This window comes from Allobosea sp. GW823-FHT02B03, assembly GCF_058797755.1.
This window is the reverse complement of sequence record NZ_JBXAJY010000008.1, coordinates 303,527-319,773: the sequence shown is the minus strand read 5'-3', so window position 1 is coordinate 319,773 and position 16,247 is coordinate 303,527. Positions and strand designations below refer to the sequence as shown.

The 16,247-nt window shown below is 66.7% G+C and carries 14 protein-coding genes; 10 read left to right on the top strand and 4 right to left on the bottom strand.

What is annotated here, in order from left to right; genetic code table 11:
* Positions 1-218 precede the first annotated feature (218 nt).
* The 5 genes from AC1REK_RS26135 (at position 219) to AC1REK_RS26115 (ending at position 7,189) form a co-directional block, all read left to right on the top strand.
* The gene (locus tag AC1REK_RS26135) at positions 219-1,601 is read left to right on the top strand and encodes a trypsin-like peptidase domain-containing protein (protein ID WP_327520388.1); all 1,383 of its coding nucleotides are present in this window, start codon (positions 219-221) and stop codon (positions 1,599-1,601) included.
* A gap of 152 nt (positions 1,602-1,753) precedes the next feature.
* Positions 1,754-2,746 carry a tripartite tricarboxylate transporter substrate binding protein gene (locus AC1REK_RS26130; RefSeq protein ID WP_327520389.1) on the top strand — a complete coding sequence of 331 codons (993 nt, stop codon included), beginning with the start codon at positions 1,754-1,756 and terminating at the stop codon, positions 2,744-2,746.
* An 85-nt stretch (positions 2,747-2,831) separates the two neighbouring features.
* Positions 2,832-3,326, top strand: a complete 495-nt coding sequence (locus AC1REK_RS26125) for a tripartite tricarboxylate transporter TctB family protein (RefSeq protein WP_327520390.1) — start codon at positions 2,832-2,834, stop codon at positions 3,324-3,326.
* Positions 3,327-3,330: 4 nt separating this feature from the next.
* The gene (locus tag AC1REK_RS26120) at positions 3,331-4,836 is read left to right on the top strand and encodes a tripartite tricarboxylate transporter permease (protein ID WP_327520391.1); all 1,506 of its coding nucleotides are present in this window, start codon (positions 3,331-3,333) and stop codon (positions 4,834-4,836) included.
* A 166-nt stretch (positions 4,837-5,002) separates the two neighbouring features.
* Positions 5,003-7,189 carry a primosomal protein N' gene (locus tag AC1REK_RS26115; RefSeq protein WP_492270020.1) on the top strand — a complete coding sequence of 729 codons (2,187 nt, stop codon included), beginning with the start codon at positions 5,003-5,005 and terminating at the stop codon, positions 7,187-7,189.
* A 12-nt stretch (positions 7,190-7,201) separates the two neighbouring features.
* Here AC1REK_RS26115 and AC1REK_RS26110 read toward each other — a convergent pair whose 3' ends face one another.
* The 3 genes from AC1REK_RS26110 to AC1REK_RS26100 all read right to left on the bottom strand — a co-directional run bounded on the left by AC1REK_RS26110 (position 7,202) and on the right by AC1REK_RS26100 (position 8,736).
* Positions 7,202-7,573: a hypothetical protein gene (locus tag AC1REK_RS26110; protein WP_492270019.1), complete on the bottom strand. Its 372-nt coding sequence runs from the start codon at positions 7,571-7,573 to the stop codon at positions 7,202-7,204.
* A 153-nt stretch (positions 7,574-7,726) separates the two neighbouring features.
* Positions 7,727-8,107, bottom strand: a complete 381-nt coding sequence (locus tag AC1REK_RS26105; RefSeq protein ID WP_492270018.1) for a hypothetical protein — start codon at positions 8,105-8,107, stop codon at positions 7,727-7,729.
* A 182-nt stretch (positions 8,108-8,289) separates the two neighbouring features.
* The gene (locus AC1REK_RS26100) at positions 8,290-8,736 is read right to left on the bottom strand and encodes a hypothetical protein (protein ID WP_492270017.1); all 447 of its coding nucleotides are present in this window, start codon (positions 8,734-8,736) and stop codon (positions 8,290-8,292) included.
* 401 nt (positions 8,737-9,137) lie between these two features.
* Between AC1REK_RS26100 and AC1REK_RS26095 the strand changes: the two genes are divergently transcribed.
* From AC1REK_RS26095 to AC1REK_RS26075, 5 genes are all read left to right on the top strand, one after another.
* Positions 9,138-9,710: a F0F1 ATP synthase subunit delta gene (locus AC1REK_RS26095; RefSeq protein WP_327522959.1), complete on the top strand. Its 573-nt coding sequence runs from the start codon at positions 9,138-9,140 to the stop codon at positions 9,708-9,710.
* The gene (atpA, locus tag AC1REK_RS26090) at positions 9,710-11,242 is read left to right on the top strand and encodes a F0F1 ATP synthase subunit alpha (RefSeq protein WP_316018312.1); all 1,533 of its coding nucleotides are present in this window, start codon (positions 9,710-9,712) and stop codon (positions 11,240-11,242) included. Before AC1REK_RS26095 ends, atpA begins: the two co-directional genes overlap by 1 nt.
* Positions 11,243-11,372: 130 nt before the next feature.
* The gene (locus AC1REK_RS26085; protein WP_492270016.1) at positions 11,373-12,242 is read left to right on the top strand and encodes a F0F1 ATP synthase subunit gamma; all 870 of its coding nucleotides are present in this window, start codon (positions 11,373-11,375) and stop codon (positions 12,240-12,242) included.
* Between the two features lie 66 nt (positions 12,243-12,308).
* Positions 12,309-13,772, top strand: a complete 1,464-nt coding sequence (gene atpD / locus AC1REK_RS26080; RefSeq protein ID WP_316018314.1) for a F0F1 ATP synthase subunit beta — start codon at positions 12,309-12,311, stop codon at positions 13,770-13,772.
* A 153-nt stretch (positions 13,773-13,925) separates the two neighbouring features.
* Entirely contained in the window at positions 13,926-14,339 is a 414-nt protein-coding gene (locus tag AC1REK_RS26075; protein ID WP_492270015.1) for a F0F1 ATP synthase subunit epsilon, read from the top strand.
* 100 nt (positions 14,340-14,439) lie between these two features.
* On the opposite strand, the gene AC1REK_RS26070 is transcribed toward AC1REK_RS26075, so the two are convergent.
* Positions 14,440-16,191, bottom strand: coding sequence for a methyl-accepting chemotaxis protein (locus AC1REK_RS26070; protein ID WP_492270014.1), 1,752 nt, complete (start codon positions 16,189-16,191; stop codon positions 14,440-14,442).
* Between the last annotated feature and the right edge of the window lie 56 nt (positions 16,192-16,247).

Here is a 16,247-nt window from a genome sequence, read left to right as displayed (position 1 = left end):
CGCGCCGTGGCCGAAACGAGGCTATCACCGAGCCCGGCCAGCGCAACTCGCCTGGCCGGGCCAACATGCGCGCTTGGCCGGGTTTGAGCGGCTTTCGCCACGCAGGTCCATATCGGCTCCGTCATCGCCGCCTTGCGCTGCGGCCCACTTGCCTCGGGAGCGAGGCTCGCGCTGAATAGCGGCCCGCAGCACTCTCTGCGCCTGAACGGGAGGTCGTCTTGATCAGTTTCCGGTCGCTTCCCGGCCTGGCCGCAGTGCTGTTCCTCTGCCATGGCCCGGTTCTGGCGCAGCCGCGCCCGGCCGATCCGCGTCTGACGGAGGCGACCCGCGCCTTCGAGGGGCTGCCGGAGGGCGAGCGCAAGGCGATCCAGGCCGATCTGATCTGGACCGGGCATCTCAACAGCGCGGCGACCGGCAATTTCGGACCGCTGACCTTCCGGGCCGTCAACGGCTTCAAGGCCGGGCGCGGCGAGCCGGACGGGCAGCTCAGCCAGGCGGAACGGCAGGAGCTGGCGCGCCTGGCACGGACCGCACGCGAGGCATCGGGCTTCGCGGTGGTCACGGACGAGCGCACCGGCGTGCGCATCGGCATTCCGCAGAAGCTGCTGCCGAAGCGGGAGGCCTTGCCGACAGGGGGCAGCCGCTGGCAGAGCGCCGATGGCAAGATCACGCTCGACGTCAGCGCCGCACCGGCGGGCGAGCCGCTGCAGGCCCTGTTCGAGCGGCAGATCACGGTCAATCCGAACGTGCAGCGCCGCATCACCTACAAGCTGCTGCAGCCGAATTTCTTCGTCGTCGCCGGCGAGACGCCCGGCGGCAAGTTCTTCCGCCGGCAGGCGAGCGGGCCGTCCGGTCTGCGCGGCTTCTCGGTCGGTTACGACAAGGCGGTGTCGGCGACCTTCGACAAGGTCGTGACCGCGATCGCTGACAGTTTCGAGCCGTTCCCGACCGGGCCGGCTCCGGCAGCGCCTTCGGCGGGAACGGCGGTAGCCGCCGTCGCCGGCAGTACCCCGGCGCTCGCCGCGAGCGAACGCTTCGGCGTCGGGCTCGTGGTCGGCCGGGACCTCGTGCTGACGGCGCAGGTCTCGGTCGAGGCATGCAAGGCGCTGAAGGTCGGTGCGCGCCCGGCGAAACTGCGTCTCCAGGACCAGGCGAGCCGGCTCGCGCTGCTCGACGTGCCCGGCCTAGGGGCGCAGCCGGGCCCGGGCTTGCGCGAGGAGGCGCCGGCGATAGGTGAAGCGGCCGTGGTGCTCGGCTTCGATGGCAATGGCGCGACGCGGGCCGCGGTCGCGCTCGCCGGAGAATTCAGGGCCGGGGCGGTCTTCGGGCCGCTTCAGCCCGGCGGCGCGGGCAGCGCAGTCTTCGATAGACAGGGACGTCTCGTCGGAGTGATTATCGCTGGTCCATCGGAAAAATCGCTGGTCGCCGGGGTGGCGCCGCAGGGCAGCCACGCAATGGCCGGGGCCACGGCCTTGCAGGCGCTCCTCGCCAGGGCAGAGGCCAAGCTTCCCGCCGCCGGCGGCGAAAATGCCGACCGGAGCACCGGCGCCATCGTCGAGGCCGCCGGAAAGGCCGTTCTGCCCGTCGCCTGCGCGTTGTAAAATTGTATGCACCGCCGGTGCATACTGCATGCAAAACTGTTGCCTCAGCGGCAGCAATCGGTTCTGATGGTATTTGAAGATCAAGACGGCCCCGCCTGCAAACGCGGAGAAGCCGTCACCTTCTAAATCGATTGAAGTGGAGGGAACGTATCGTGAGTGAATTCAGCAGACGTACCATTTTGAAAGGTGCAGCGGCGGCCGGCGCGACCGGGTTGATCGCAAGCCCGGCGATCGGCCAGGCGCAATGGCCCACTCGCCCGCTGACCATGGTCTGCCCTTGGGGCGCGGGCGGCGGCACCGACGCGACGGCCCGCATCGTCGCCCAGCTGTTGGAAAAGGACCTCGGCCAGCCGGTCAACGTCGTGAACCGCACCGGCGGCTCGGGCGTGGTCGGCCATTCGGCGATCGCGACCGCTGCGCCCGACGGCTACACGATCGGCATGCTGACGGTCGAGATCACCATGATGCACCATCAGGGCCTGACCGACCTGAAGTCGACGAGCTACACGGCGCTCGGCCTCATGAACGAGGATCCGCCGGGCGTTCAGGTCAGTGCGTCCGGCCCCTACAAGGACATCAAGGCGCTGGCCGACGCGATCAAGGCTGCGCCTCCCGGCAAGCTCAAGGCCTCCGGCACCGGCCAGGGCGGCATCTGGCATCTCGCGCTGGTCGGCTGGCTCGTCGCGATGGGCCTGAAGCCTGACCATGTCGCCTGGGTGCCGTCGAACGGCGCTGCGCCGGGCATGCAGGACCTGGCGGCCGGCGGCGTCGACATCGTCACCTGTTCGGTGCCCGAAGCCCGCGCCATGATCGACGCCGGCAAGGCGAAGTCGCTCGCCATCATGGCGACGGCCCGCAACCCGCAGTTCAAGGACGTGCCGACCCTGAACGAGACGCTCGGCATCAACTACTCGGTCGGTGCCTGGCGCGGCATCGGCGGCCCGAAGGGCCTGCCGGCCGATATCCAGGCCAAGATCACCGCCTCCCTGAAGAAGGCCTTCGACTCGAAGGAATACCAGGACTTCATGAACTCGCGCGGCTTCGGCATGAAGTTCGCCGACGGCGCCGGCTTCGCCAAGTTCATGGCGGATGGCGACGTGGCGATGGCCGCCGCGATGAAGGCGGCGGGCCTGGCCAAGGCCTGATCTGCGGAATGCCTGCGCACCGGGGCCGCCTGCCGGTGGCTCCGGTGTTTTCATCTCTCGAAGCACCCGTCTGCATGGAATGACCGTGACACCGTTGAACGACCGAATCTCCGGGGGCGTCATCGCGACTCTCGGCGCCGTAGCCTTCCTTTATGGCTCGAAACTGCCGCCGGTCCCCGGCCAGCAGGTCGGCCCTGCGGCCTTCCCGATGGTCGTGGGCGGCCTGCTCGTGCTGTGCGGGCTGCTGATCGTGTTCGGCATCGGCCGGCATTTCGAGGAGGTGGCGGAGGCTGATCTCGCCAGCCATACCGCGCCCGAATATCTGGAGCCGCTGCCGGCCTGGCGCGCCTGGCTCGCATTGCTGCCCCCGGCGCTGGTGGTGTTCTACGCGCTGGCCTCCGAGCGTCTCGGCTTCCTGCTGACGGCCGGGATCATGGTCCTGATCGCGTCGCTGGCCTTCGGCGCCAAGCCGAAGCTCGCCGTGCCGCTGGCGCTGATCGCGCCCTTCGTCATCAACCTGATCTTCCTCAAGCTGCTGCGGGTGCCTCTGCCTGGTGGCATGCTGCCTTTCCCCTGGTGAACCGATGGACACCCTGATCCAGGCCTTCGGGCTCGTCTTCGCGCCCGACGTGATGATCGCCATCTTCGCCTCGGCGATCTACGGGCTGGTCGTCGGTTCGCTTCCCGGCCTCTCCGCCACCATGGCGACGGCGCTCCTGGTGCCGATCACCTTCTATCTCTCGCCGATCGCGGCGATCGCGACGATCATCACGGCGTCGGCGATGGCGATCTTCTCCGGTGACATTCCCGGCTGCCTCCTGCGCATTCCCGGAACGCCGGCCTCGGCCGCCTATGTCGACGACGCCTATGCGATGACCCGCAAGGGCGAGGCCGAGACGGCGCTGGGCATCTGCCTCTGGTTCTCGGCGCTCGGCGGCATCGCCGGCACGCTCTCGCTGATGGTGCTGGCGCCGACGCTCGCAGAATTTGCGCTGTCCTTCTCGACCTATGAGAACTTCTGGCTGGCGATGCTCGGCCTGATGTGCGCCACGCTGGTCGCCCGCTCCTCGCCGATCAAGGCGATCGCGGCCATGCTGCTCGGCTTGCTGATCACCTGCGTCGGCATCGACAATCCCGGCGGCGTGCCGCGCTTCACCTTCGGCTCGACCGACCTGCTGGGCGGCATCGAGGTGATCCCGGCGCTGGTCGGCGTCTTCGCGCTGGCCGAGGTGATGCGCTCGCTGACCGAACGCGAGCCGCCGAAGCTGGAGCATCGCAAGCTCGGCAGCATCCTCAAGGGCCAGATCGAGCTGACCAAGAAGCACCCCAAGCAGCAGCTGCGCGGCAATTTCGTCGGCATCATCATCGGCGTGCTGCCCGGCGCCGGCGCCGACATGGCGGCCTGGGTCAGCTATGCGATGGCCAAGCGCTTCTCGAAGACGCCCGAGAAGTTCGGCACCGGCCATCCGGAAGGGCTGATCGAAGCCGGCGCCTCGAACAACGCCTCGCTCGCGTCGGGCTGGGTGCCGGCGCTGCTCTTCGGCATTCCCGGCGATACGATCACCGCGATCGCCATCGGCGTGCTCTACATGAAGGGGCTGAACCCCGGCCCGACCCTGTTCACCGAGCAGGCCTCGAGCATGTACGCGTTCTACATCATCTTCCTGCTCGGCAACATCATCATGATCCCACTCGGGATCATCCTGATCCGGCTGGCGAGCCGCGTCGTCGGCGCGCCGCGCTCGGCGGTGATGCCGGTGATCATGGTGTTCTGCGCGGTCGGCGCCTTCGCCACCGCCGGCAACAACCTGTTCGCGGTGTGGTGCGTCGCCTTCTTCGGCTGCCTCGGCTACGTCATGGACAAGAACGGCTATCCGGTCGCCGCGATGGTGCTCGGCGTCGTCATGGGCACCATGGTCGAGCAGAGCCTGGTGACCTCGCTGATCAAGTCGGACGGTTCGATCCTGCCGTTCTTCAGCCGGCCGGTCTCGATGGTTCTGGCGGCGATGACGATCACCGCGCTGCTCTGGCCGGTGTTCCTGTGGAGCTGGCGGCGGATGCAGGCGAGGCGCCGGGTCGCGATGGCCTGACGCCTCGGCCGAGCCCGCCTTGCCGGCCGGATCCGCTCGCCAGCCGAATCAGCGCTCGAACAGGTCGCCTTCGAACGAAGGCGACCTGTTCGTTTCCAAGACCCGGGGCATTGCCTCGGCGGAAAACCGGTTCCCACTTTTTCGCGCAATGCTCTAGAGAGCGCGCATGAGCGACGCGCAGGAGGACGGACGGGAAGGCGGCACGGTCGACGTGCTGATCCCGCTCGGACTCGATCAGGCCTACAGCTATGCGGTCCCGGCCGGGCTCAGCCTCGCGCCCGGCGACGTCGTGCAGGTACCGCTCGGCCCGCGCGAGACGGTGGGCGTGGTCTGGGAGCGCGGCTCGGGGCGCGGCGGCAACCTCAAGAAGGTCGCCGGCAAGCTCGACATGCCGCCGCTCGATCCGGCGCTGATGAAGCTGGTCGACTGGGTCTCCTGGTACACGCTCGCCGCCAAGGGCTCGGTGTTGGCGCTCGCCTTGCGCCGCCCTCCGGACGACAAGCCCGAGCGGCCGAAGCTCGGCGTCCGGCTGGTCGGCGCGCCGCCGGCCCGGATGACGCCGGCGCGGGCGCGGGCCATCGCTGCCGCCGAGGGCGGCCTCCTGATCGGCAAGTCGGCGCTGGCCGAGGCGGCATCGGTCAGCGCGGCGGTGATCGATTCGCTGGTCGATGCCGGCACCTTCTCGGTCGAAGTGCTGCCGCAGGAGGCGATCGCGGCCAGGCCCGATCCCGAGCACGCCAGACCGGTGCTCTCGGAGGGGCAGCAGGAGGTGGCGCAGAAGCTCGCCGCCCTGGTCTGCTCCAAATCCTACAATGTCGCGCTGCTCGAAGGCGTTACCGGCTCGGGCAAGACCGAGGTCTATTTCGAGGCCGTGGCGGAGGCGATCCGTCTCGGGCGCCAGAGCCTGATCCTGATGCCGGAGATCGCACTGACCGCGCAGTTCATCGACCGTTTCGAGGCGCGTTTCGGCGTCCGGCCGGGCCTGTGGCATTCGGCGGTGAGCGGGCGCCGCCGCGAGCGGCTGCAGGCGGCGATCGCCAAGGGGGAGGCGCTGGTCGTGGCGGGGGCGCGCTCGGCGCTGTTCCTTCCCTATCGCGATCTCGGGCTGATCGTCGTCGACGAAGAACACGAGGCTGCCTACAAGCAGGAGGACGGCGTCGCCTATCATGCCCGCGACATGGCGGTGGTGCGCGGCAAGATCGAGAGCGCGCCGGTGGTGCTGGCATCGGCGACGCCATCGCTGGAGACCCGCGTCAATGCCGAGCGCGGGCGCTATCTCCACCTCAAGCTGCCGGAGCGCTTCGGCGGACGGCAGTTGCCGGCGCTCGGCCTGGTCGATCTGCGCCGGGACAAGCCCGAGCGCGGGCGCTGGATCTCCGGCGCGCTGATCAAGGCGGTCGAGGCCAATCTCGAGGCCAAGGAGCAGTCGCTGCTCTTCCTCAACCGGCGCGGCTATGCGCCGCTGACGCTCTGCCGCGACTGCGGCCATCGCTTCCAGTGCAAGAACTGCTCGGCCTGGCTGGTCGACCACCGTTTCCGCCGCGCGCTGGTCTGCCATCATTGCGGGCATGTCGAGCGCCGGCCGCATGAATGCCCGGCCTGTCATAAGCCGGAGACGCTGACCGCCTGCGGCCCGGGCGTCGAGCGGCTGGCCGAGGAGGTCGCGACCCTGTTCCCGCAGGCGCGCGCGATCGTGCTGTCGAGCGACTTTCCGGGCGGGACAGAGCGCTTGAAGCAGGAGCTGATGGCGGTCGCCGAGGGGGAGTTCGACATCGTCATCGGCACCCAGCTCGTCGCCAAGGGCCATAACTTCCCGGGGATGACGCTGGTCGGCGTTATCGACGCCGATCTCGGCCTGACCTCGGGCGATCCGCGCGCCGCCGAGCGCACCTTCCAGGTGCTGCGGCAGGTCACCGGCCGGGCCGGGCGCGGCGAGAAGCCGGGCCGGGCGCTGCTCCAGACCCATGACCCCAACCATCCCGTGCTGAAGGCGCTGATTTCGGGCGATCCCGAGCGGTTCTATGCGGCCGAGACGGCGGCTCGCGAAGCGGCCGGGCTGCCACCTTTCGGGCGCCTCGCGGCACTGATCGTCTCGGCCAATTCGCAGGGCGAGGCCGAGACGCATGCGCGGGCGCTGGCCCGCTGCGCCGAGGCCCCGGCCGGCGTCGCGGTTCTGGGCCCGGCCGAGGCGCCGCTCGCCATCCTGCGCGGCCGCCATCGCATGCGCCTGATCGTGCGCACGACGCGGGAGATCGATCTGCAGGGTTATCTGCGCGCCTGGCTGAAGCGGGCGCCGCGGCCGAAAGGCTCGGTCAGGGTCGCGGTCGATGTCGATCCGCAGAGCTTTCTGTGAGCATGGCGAAGCCTATTGGACGATGGCGTTGTAGGTGAGCCTGGAACAGCCCGTGCCGCGACGACTGGTCCCGCAAACATAGATTACATAGGTGTCCTTGCCGGAAAATCCTGGTTTCGGCTTGTAGAAGAACGAAAATTCTCCGGTTTGCGACAGGGTGCCGTTCGCGGGCCGGATCATGATCACGGTCTTCTGGATCGTAAGAAATCCGCTGACCCCGTAGACATGGCGGCAACCATTGCTGTCCATGGTCGCCTCATAGGTGGCCCTGTCATTCTGCTCGACGTGGAAGCCGTAACCTCGTATCCGGCAGGCCGCCGCCGTCGGCGAGGCGCTTACGGGTACCAGGAGCAATGCCGTCAGAAAGATCGACACTCGTGACATGTCGGCGTCCGCGGGTATCGGTCCACCCTAAGCCGCTCAATAATCGAGCGCCACCCGTAAGCAATGAAGCGGCGTGGACGAACCGCCGGGACCGCTGCGCGATGGGTTGTGCTGGTGCTCAATGCCGATCCGCAGGGCATGAGCGCGGCGGTGCTAGTGAACGGTGACGTTGTAGTTGAACCGCGCGCAGCCGGAACCTTTACCCCTCCTGCCGGTCCCACAGACATAGACAGCGAAATTATCTTTCCCGATGAAATTCTCCTTTGGTGTATAGAAGAATGACGCAATTCCTGTCTGCGTCAATGTACCATTAGCAGGCGCTTTGGCGATGACAGATTTCTCAAGTGTTACGCCAGATGTCGTGTAGCTGTATCGACAGCCATTTTTATCCATCAAGCTGTCGTAATCGAGCTTTGTATTTTCGACAATATGATATTGAGGGCCGACAGTCTGACAATTTACTCGCAGCAATTGAGCCGGCGCCGCGGCGCTCACAAGGCAAAATCCGACGCTGAAAACCAGAATTCTTAGCATCGTTGCGGTTCCGATTTCTGCGGATACCCGGATCTCGATCGAATGCTGAGTCAAGCGGGGCGCTTGGCGTGTACCCGTAATTGTCTGCGTAGCGGCGAGTTACATCCTTGAGCGTTCACGGCTTGTGGCGGGTAGAAGCGGTCGCAAGGTCCACATAGAGTTTCCAGCGAGCGTCGGTCTAGTTATCGAACGGTGACGTTGTAGGTGATCCGCGAGCAGCCGGAGCCATGCATCGTTGTGCCGCAGATGTAGACCGCGAACGTGTCCTTTCCCTTGAAGCCGTTTCCCGGCTTGTAGAAGAACGAAAACTCGCCGGGTTGTGAAAGTTGTCCCTTCTTGGGCACCTGAGCGATGACCGCCTTCTCGAATACTCTGGGCCTGCCATCGGACTGAGCCGAAATATAGCTGTATCGGCAGCCGTTTTCGTCCATCACGCTTTCATGGGTAACTTTGCTGTTCTGATGGAGGTAAAATGGTTCGCCTTGCGTCTGGCAATTGACCTTCTGCAGTTGGGCAAGCGCACTTCCGGCGCTCGCCAGCAGAAAAGCCGTCCCCAAAACCAATGCTCGCGGCATAGCGGCTAGCTCCGTTCGCAGCCCAAACTCGATCGCTGCCGCGACCCTGGTCAAGCGGCCATTTGGTGGAGGGCGCGGAGATCATGGTTCGCTGTCGGCTTACGCGCCGCCATTCTCGTCCCGCGCGAGGCGGAGGGTCGGTGCTCCGGCCAGCGGTCGGCTGCCGCGCCCTTTCGATCGGCGTTGCCTGCATCAGGCGCTCCCACGGGCCGTGTCGCCGGTCTCGTCGCGCGGTCGGCGCATGGGGCGCTTCCTTTGACCGCATCCAAAGCGTGCGCTACCCCGCTCCGTCGGGTTGCGGCCCCCCGATCCCCATGCTAGTGCACCGCCGCAATCCAAGCGCGGCGCGCCCTGGCAACGGGCGGGCGTGCGCTTGATCATCGCAGCGTCGGGACCATGCACTCCACCTTCGTCAGAAGGTCGCCGGGGCGGTCCCTTGGAAGAGAGAGCGAAGCGTGGCCCAGGGCGGATCGCAGGAACAGTCCCCTGTCTCGGGTGTTGCCGGGCGCTATGCCACGGCTCTGTTCGAGCTGGCCACCGAGGCCAAGGCGGTCGATGCCGTCGCCGCCGATCTCGATTCGTTCAGCGCGATGATCGCCGAGAGCGCCGATCTGCAGCGGCTGATCGAGAGCCCCGCCTTCACAGCCCAGGACCAGGTCGCCGCCGTCAACGCGCTGCTCGCCAAGGCCGGGATCTCGGGCCTCGCCGCCAATTTCATCGGCCTCGTCGCCAGCAAGCGCCGCCTGTTCGCGCTGCCGGGCATGATCCGCGCCTATCGCGCCAAGGTCGCCGAGGCCAAGGGCATCGTCAGCGCCGAAGTGACGCTGGCCGAGGAGCCCTCCGCCGCCCAGCTCAAGGACATCACCGCGACCCTCAAGGAGGTCGCCGGCCAGGATGTCGCGCTTTCCGTGAAGATCGACCCGGCCATCATCGGCGGACTCGTCGTCAAGATGGGCTCGCGCATGGTCGATGCGTCCCTGAAAACCAAACTCAATTCAATTCGTCTTGCCATGAAAGAGGTCGGCTGATGGACATCCGCGCCGCTGAAATCTCCGCGATCCTGAAGACCCAGATCAGCAATTTCGGGTCCGAGGCGTCCGTCACCGAAGTCGGTCAGGTTCTCTCCGTCGGCGACGGCATCGCCCGCGTCTACGGCCTCGACAAGGTCCAGGCCGGTGAGATGGTCGAGTTCGAGTCCGGCGTGCGCGGCATGGCGCTCAACCTCGAGAGCGACAATGTCGGCGTCGTGATCTTCGGTTCCGACCGCGAGATCAAGGAAGGCCAGACCGTCAAGCGCACCGGCGCCATCGTCGACGTCCCGGTCGGCAAGGAGCTGCTCGGCCGCGTCGTTGACGCGCTCGGCAACCCGATCGACGGCAAGGGCCCGATCAAGGCCACCCAGCGCGCCCGCGTCGACGTCAAGGCCCCCGGTATCATCCCGCGCAAGTCGGTGCACGAGCCGATGGCGACCGGCCTCAAGGCGATCGACGCCCTGATCCCGATCGGCCGCGGCCAGCGCGAGCTGATCATCGGCGACCGCCAGACCGGCAAGACCGCCGTGGCGCTCGACACGATCCTGAACCAGAAGCCGCTCAACGTTGAAGGCGCGCCGGAGAGCCAGAAGCTCTATTGCGTCTACGTCGCCGTCGGCCAGAAGCGCTCGACCGTCGCCCAGCTCGTGAAGGTGCTCGAGGAGCGCGGCGCGCTGGAGTACTCGATCGTCATCGCCGCCACCGCCTCGGACGCCGCTCCGATGCAGTTCCTGGCGCCCTTCGCCGGCTGCGCCATGGGCGAGTACTTCCGCGACAACGGCATGCATGCCGTGATCATCTATGACGATCTGTCGAAGCAGGCCGTCGCCTATCGCCAGATGTCGCTGCTGCTGCGCCGCCCGCCGGGCCGCGAAGCCTATCCCGGCGACGTGTTCTATCTCCACTCCCGCCTGCTCGAGCGCGCCGCCAAGATGGGCGAGGAGGCCGGTCTCGGCTCGCTGACCGCGCTGCCGGTCATCGAGACCCAGGCGAACGACGTCTCGGCCTACATCCCGACCAACGTGATCTCGATCACCGACGGCCAGATCTTCCTCGAGACCGACCTGTTCTACCAGGGCATCCGCCCGGCGGTGAACGTCGGCCTCTCGGTGTCGCGCGTCGGCTCGGCCGCGCAGACCAAGGCGACCAAGAAGGTCGCGGGCAAGATCAAGGGCGAGCTCGCCCAGTATCGCGAGATGGCGGCCTTCGCCCAGTTCGGCTCGGACCTCGACGCGGTCACGCAGCGCCTGCTCAACCGCGGCGCCCGCCTGACCGAGCTCCTGAAGCAGGGCCAATTCTCGCCGCTCAAGATGGAAGAGCAGACGGTCGTGATCTATGCCGGCGTCAACGGCTATCTCGACCCGCTGCCGGTCAACAAGGTCCGCGCCTTCGAGGACGGGCTGCTCTCGCTGGTCCGCGGCAAGCATGCCGACCTGCTGAGCGAGATCGGCTCGACGAAGGATCTTTCGGACGCGAACGCCGCGAAGCTGAAGGACATCGTCTCGGGCTACGCCAAGACGTTCGCCTGATCCACGGCGTCATGGTCGGCCTCGTGCCGACCAGCCACGTATTGCCCGGAGATGCCGGGCGGTGGGCGACGAACGGGGTTGAAGACGTGGATGCCCGGCAGCGGGCCGGGCACGACGGAGAGAGCAAGGCATGCCCTCGCTAAAGGACCTTAGAAACCGCATCGCCTCCGTGAAGGCGACGCAGAAGATCACCAAGGCCATGCAGATGGTCGCGGCGGCGAAGCTGCGCCGCGCCCAGATGGCGGCCGAGGCGGCTCGTCCCTATGCCGAACGCATGGAGAAGGTGCTGGCCAATCTCGCCGGCGGCATCTCCGGGGACAGCGCGCCGCGCCTGATCTCCGGCACGGGCTCGGACAAGGTCCACCTGCTCGTGGTCTTCACCGCCGAGCGCGGCCTGTGCGGCGCCTTCAACTCCTCGATCGCCCGTCTGGCGCGCGAGAAGGCACAGGCGCTCAAGGCCGAAGGCAAGATGGTCAAGATCCTCTGCGTCGGCAAGAAGGGCTACGACGCCCTGAAGCGGCTGTTCGAGAACGACATCATCGAGGTCATCGACCTGCGCGAGTTCAAGCAGGTCGGCTTCGTCAATGCCGAGGTGATCGCCCAGAACATCCTGACCCGCTTCGCGGCGGGCGAGTTCGACGTCGCGACGATCTTCTTCTCGAAGTTCAAGTCGGTGATCGCGCAGATCCCGACCGCCCAGCGCATCATCCCGGCCGAAATCCCGGCCGGCACCGCGACCACCGAAGCGGTCTACGACTACGAGCCGGAAGAGGGCGAGATCCTCGAGACGCTGCTGCCGCGCAGCCTGACGGTCCAGGTCCTGCGGGCGCTGCTAGAGAACGCGGCCTCCGAACAGGGCGCCCGCATGTCCGCGATGGACTCCGCCACCCGCAATGCGGGCGAGATGATCAAGAAGCAGACGCAGATCTACAACCGCTCGCGTCAGGCCATGATCACCAAGGAACTCATCGAGATCATCTCTGGCGCGGAAGCGCTGTAACCGCCTGAATCAAGCCGGCTCGCCGGCCTTCCGACACGCTGAACGCGAATCCGAGGTTTTAAAACCATGGCCAAAGCCGCAACCAAGACCAAGACCGCCGAGAAGCCCGCCAACACCGGTACCGGCCGCGTAGCGCAGGTCATCGGCGCCGTCGTCGACGTGCAGTTCGACGGCGCCCTGCCCGAGATCCTGAACGCGCTCGAGACCGACAATCTGGGCAACCGCCTGGTTCTCGAAGTCGCCCAGCATCTCGGCGAGAACACGGTTCGCACCATCGCGATGGACTCGACCGAAGGTCTGGTCCGCGGCCAGTCGGTCACCGATACCGGCGCGCCGATCGCCGTCCCGGTCGGCGACGAGTGCCTCGGCCGCATCATGAACGTCATCGGCGAGCCGGTCGACGAGGCCGGCCCGATCATGACCTCTTCGACCCGCGGCATTCACCAACCGGCTCCGTCCTATGCCGACCAGGCCACGGACGCCCAGATCCTGGTCACCGGCATCAAGGTCGTCGACCTGCTGGCTCCCTACGCCAAGGGCGGCAAGATCGGCCTGTTCGGCGGCGCCGGCGTCGGCAAGACCGTGCTGATCATGGAGCTCATCAACAACGTCGCGAAGGCCCATGGTGGCTATTCGGTGTTCGCCGGCGTCGGCGAGCGCACCCGCGAGGGCAACGACCTCTATCACGAGATGATCGAGTCGGGCGTGAACAAGAAGGGCGGCGGCGAGGGCTCGAAGTGCGCCCTGGTCTACGGCCAGATGAACGAGCCTCCGGGCGCCCGCATGCGCGTCGCACTTTCCGGCCTGACCGTCGCCGAGGACTTCCGCGACCGTGGCCAGGACGTGCTGTTCTTCGTCGATAACATCTTCCGCTTCACGCAGGCGGGCTCCGAGGTGTCGGCTCTGCTCGGCCGTATCCCGTCGGCGGTGGGCTATCAGCCGACGCTGGCGACCGACATGGGCAACCTGCAGGAGCGCATCACCACCACCAACAAGGGCTCGATCACCTCGGTGCAGGCGATCTACGTGCCGGCGGACGACCTGACCGACCCGGCGCCCGCGACCTCCTTCGCCCACTTGGACGCCACGACCGTGCTTTCGCGCTCGATCGCGGAAAAGGGCATCTATCCGGCGGTCGACCCGCTCGACTCTACCTCGCGCATGCTCTCTGCGGCGATCGTCGGTGACGAGCACTACAACATCGCCCGTCAGGTCCAGCAGATCCTCCAGCGCTACAAGGCCCTGCAGGACATCATCGCGATCCTGGGCATGGACGAGCTCTCGGAAGAGGACAAGCTCGCTGTGGCCCGCGCCCGCAAGATCGAGCGCTTCCTGTCGCAGCCCTTCTTCGTCGCGGAAGTCTTCACGGGCTCGCCGGGCAAGCTCGTCGCCCTCGAGGACACGATCAAGGGCTTCAAGGGCCTGGTCGAGGGCAAGTACGACCACCTGCCGGAAGCGGCCTTCTACATGGTCGGCTCGATCGACGAGGCGATCGAGAAGGCGCAGCGCCTGGCCGCCGAAGCGGCGTAAGGCTCGAGACGGAGCTCCGGGCGGTCGTAAGCCGGACGGAGCCTCCTAAAGCGTCATTCTCGGGCTTGTCCCGAGAATCTCCGGACTAGACAACGCTGGTTTCCGAGATGGCCGGGTCAAGCTCGGCCATGACGAACCCGGGAGAGATTGCCGATGGCCACCTTCAAGTTCGAACTCGTCTCGCCGGAGCGCATCCTGTTCTCGGGCGATGTCGTCAGCGTCATCGTCCCCTCGGTCGAGGGCGAGATGACGATCCTGGCCGGTCACGCGCCGCTGGTCGCGGTGCTGAAGCCGGGCATCGTCATGCTCCAGACCGATGCCAATAACGGCAAGGAATTCTACGTTTCCGGCGGTCTCGCCGAGGTCAACGCAGAGAGCCTGACCATCCTCGCGGAGCAGGCCCGCTTCATCGAGGACGTCAACCTCGACGTGCTCGACCAGGAAATCTTGACCGCCGAGACCCGTCTCGCCGGCTCGCAGGACGAGGCCGAACAGAAGCGCTTGGCGGATCAGTTGGTGCAACTGCGCGAATTCCGCGGCGTCTTCGAGGATCGCAAGGCCGCCTGACGCGAGCTAGCGCCACAGAGCATTCATAGCAAAAGGCCGCAGGCTTCCTCGAAAGAGGGCCTGCGGCCTTTTTCGTGCGGGCTATGCCTGCAGGGCGGCTTCAGGCAGCGCGCGCCTCCGCCCTGCCGGCGAGGCGGCCAGGCTCGTTCCACTGCCGCCCTCCGGCCGGCGTGTCGCCACCGGCGGCGAGCTGGAACGAGGCGACCATCTGCCTGAGCGTCTCGGTCGCCTGTTCGAGTTCGCCGGCGATGGCGGCGCTCTGCTCGGCCATCGCCGAATTGCGCTGGGTGACATCGTCCATATGGGCGACGACCCGGGCGACCTCGTCGATGCCGTTGGCCTGCTCCTGCGAGGCACTCGAAATGTCGGCGAGGGCCGCGGCCACGCTCTTCGAAGCGACGACGATCTCCGCCAGGGCGCCTCCGGTTTCCCTGACCAGCCTCACTCCGCCGGAGACCTGCTCGCTCGAATTGGTGATCAGCTTCTTGATGTCGTTGGCGGCCGCGCCGGAGCGTTGCGCGAGGGCACGCACCTCCGAGGCGACAACCGCGAAGCCCTTTCCGGCATCACCGGCGCGGGCTGCCTCGACTGCGGCGTTGAGCGCCAGAAGATTGGTCTGGAAAGCGATGGTGTCGATCACCGTGATGATCTCGGAGATGTCGTTCGAGGCTTTCTCGATCCGCTCCATCGCGGTCACGGCATCGGCGACGATGGCGCCGCCGCGCTCGGCGACGTCGGTCGCGCGGGCGCCGAGTTCGGTCGCCTCGCGGGCGCGCTGGGCGCTCTGCTTCACCGAGGCGGCGAGTTCTTCGGTGGTCGCGGCGGTTTCCTCCAGGCTGGCCGCCTGCTCCTCGGTCCGCTGGGCGAGATCGCGGCTGTCGTGGCTGATGCGGTGCGAGCCGAGGCTGACCTTGCCCGAGATTTCGGACACCGCCTGGATGATCGCGGAGACGGAGCCGACGAGATCGTTGACGCCGTTGCAAAGCAGGGCGACATCGCCCTGCTTGTCCTCCAGCGCGACGCGCTGCGTCAGGTTCCGGGCCATGGCGGCCTCGACCACCTCGCGGGTCTCGTCGACGGCCTTGCGCAGCGCCTCCTGGGCCATGCGGCTTTCCGTGATGTCGGTCGCGTATTTGACCACCTTGTAGGGCTGACCGAGCGCATCGAGGATCGGGTTGTAGCTCGCCTGGATCCAGACCACGCGGCCATGCTTGCCGAGCCGCAGATACTGGCCATCGTCATATTCGCCGCGGCCGAGCTTCTGCCAGAAGCGCCGATAGTCGTCGCTGGCACGCGTCGTGGCATCGACGAAGATGCCGTGGTGCCGTCCCTTGATCTCATCCAGGCCGTAGCCCAGCGCCTTCAGGAAGTTCTCGTTGGCGTCGAGGATAGTCCCCGTCAGGTCGAACTCGATCACCGCCTGCGATTTGCGGATCGCCGCGACCTGGCCTTCGAAATTGGCGATCAGGCCCTTGGTCGCGGAGATGTCGGTGGCGAATTTGATGACTTTCCGCGGCCTGCCGGCGCGGTCGAGGATCGGCGTGTAGGTCGCCTGCAGCCAGACCTGCCTTCCACCCTTGCCAAGGCGCAGGAACTGGGCGTCGATCGCCTCGCCTTGGCGCAGCCTCGCCCAGAAGGCGCGGTATGCTTCCGTGCCGCCATAGCCGGGCTCGACGAAGATTGCGTGATGCCGGCCCTTGATCTCGTCGAGGCCATAGCCGACGACGCGCAGGAAATTCTCGTTTGCGGTGAGGATGTTGCCGTCCAGATCGAACTCGATGACGGCCTGCGACCGGCGAATGGCCGCGGCCTCGTCGGCTCCAAGGCTGGCGCCGAAACGAGACGTTCTCAATCCAAGCAAGATATTCCCCCCATGGTCCGGCTTATGTTTTGCCGGCTAGGGCTATG

Coding starts and splice junctions, on each gene's coding strand:
- AC1REK_RS26120 (WP_327520391.1), top strand. CDS start 3,331: ATGGACACCCTGATCCAGGCCTTCGGGCTCGTCTTCGCGCCCGACGTG.
- AC1REK_RS26115 (WP_492270020.1), top strand. CDS start 5,003: ATGAGCGACGCGCAGGAGGACGGACGGGAAGGCGGCACGGTCGACGTG.
- AC1REK_RS26110 (WP_492270019.1), bottom strand. CDS start 7,573: ATGTCACGAGTGTCGATCTTTCTGACGGCATTGCTCCTGGTACCCGTA.
- AC1REK_RS26105 (WP_492270018.1), bottom strand. CDS start 8,107: ATGCTAAGAATTCTGGTTTTCAGCGTCGGATTTTGCCTTGTGAGCGCC.
- atpA (WP_316018312.1), top strand. CDS start 9,710: ATGGACATCCGCGCCGCTGAAATCTCCGCGATCCTGAAGACCCAGATC.
- AC1REK_RS26085 (WP_492270016.1), top strand. CDS start 11,373: ATGCCCTCGCTAAAGGACCTTAGAAACCGCATCGCCTCCGTGAAGGCG.
- atpD (WP_316018314.1), top strand. CDS start 12,309: ATGGCCAAAGCCGCAACCAAGACCAAGACCGCCGAGAAGCCCGCCAAC.
- AC1REK_RS26075 (WP_492270015.1), top strand. CDS start 13,926: ATGGCCACCTTCAAGTTCGAACTCGTCTCGCCGGAGCGCATCCTGTTC.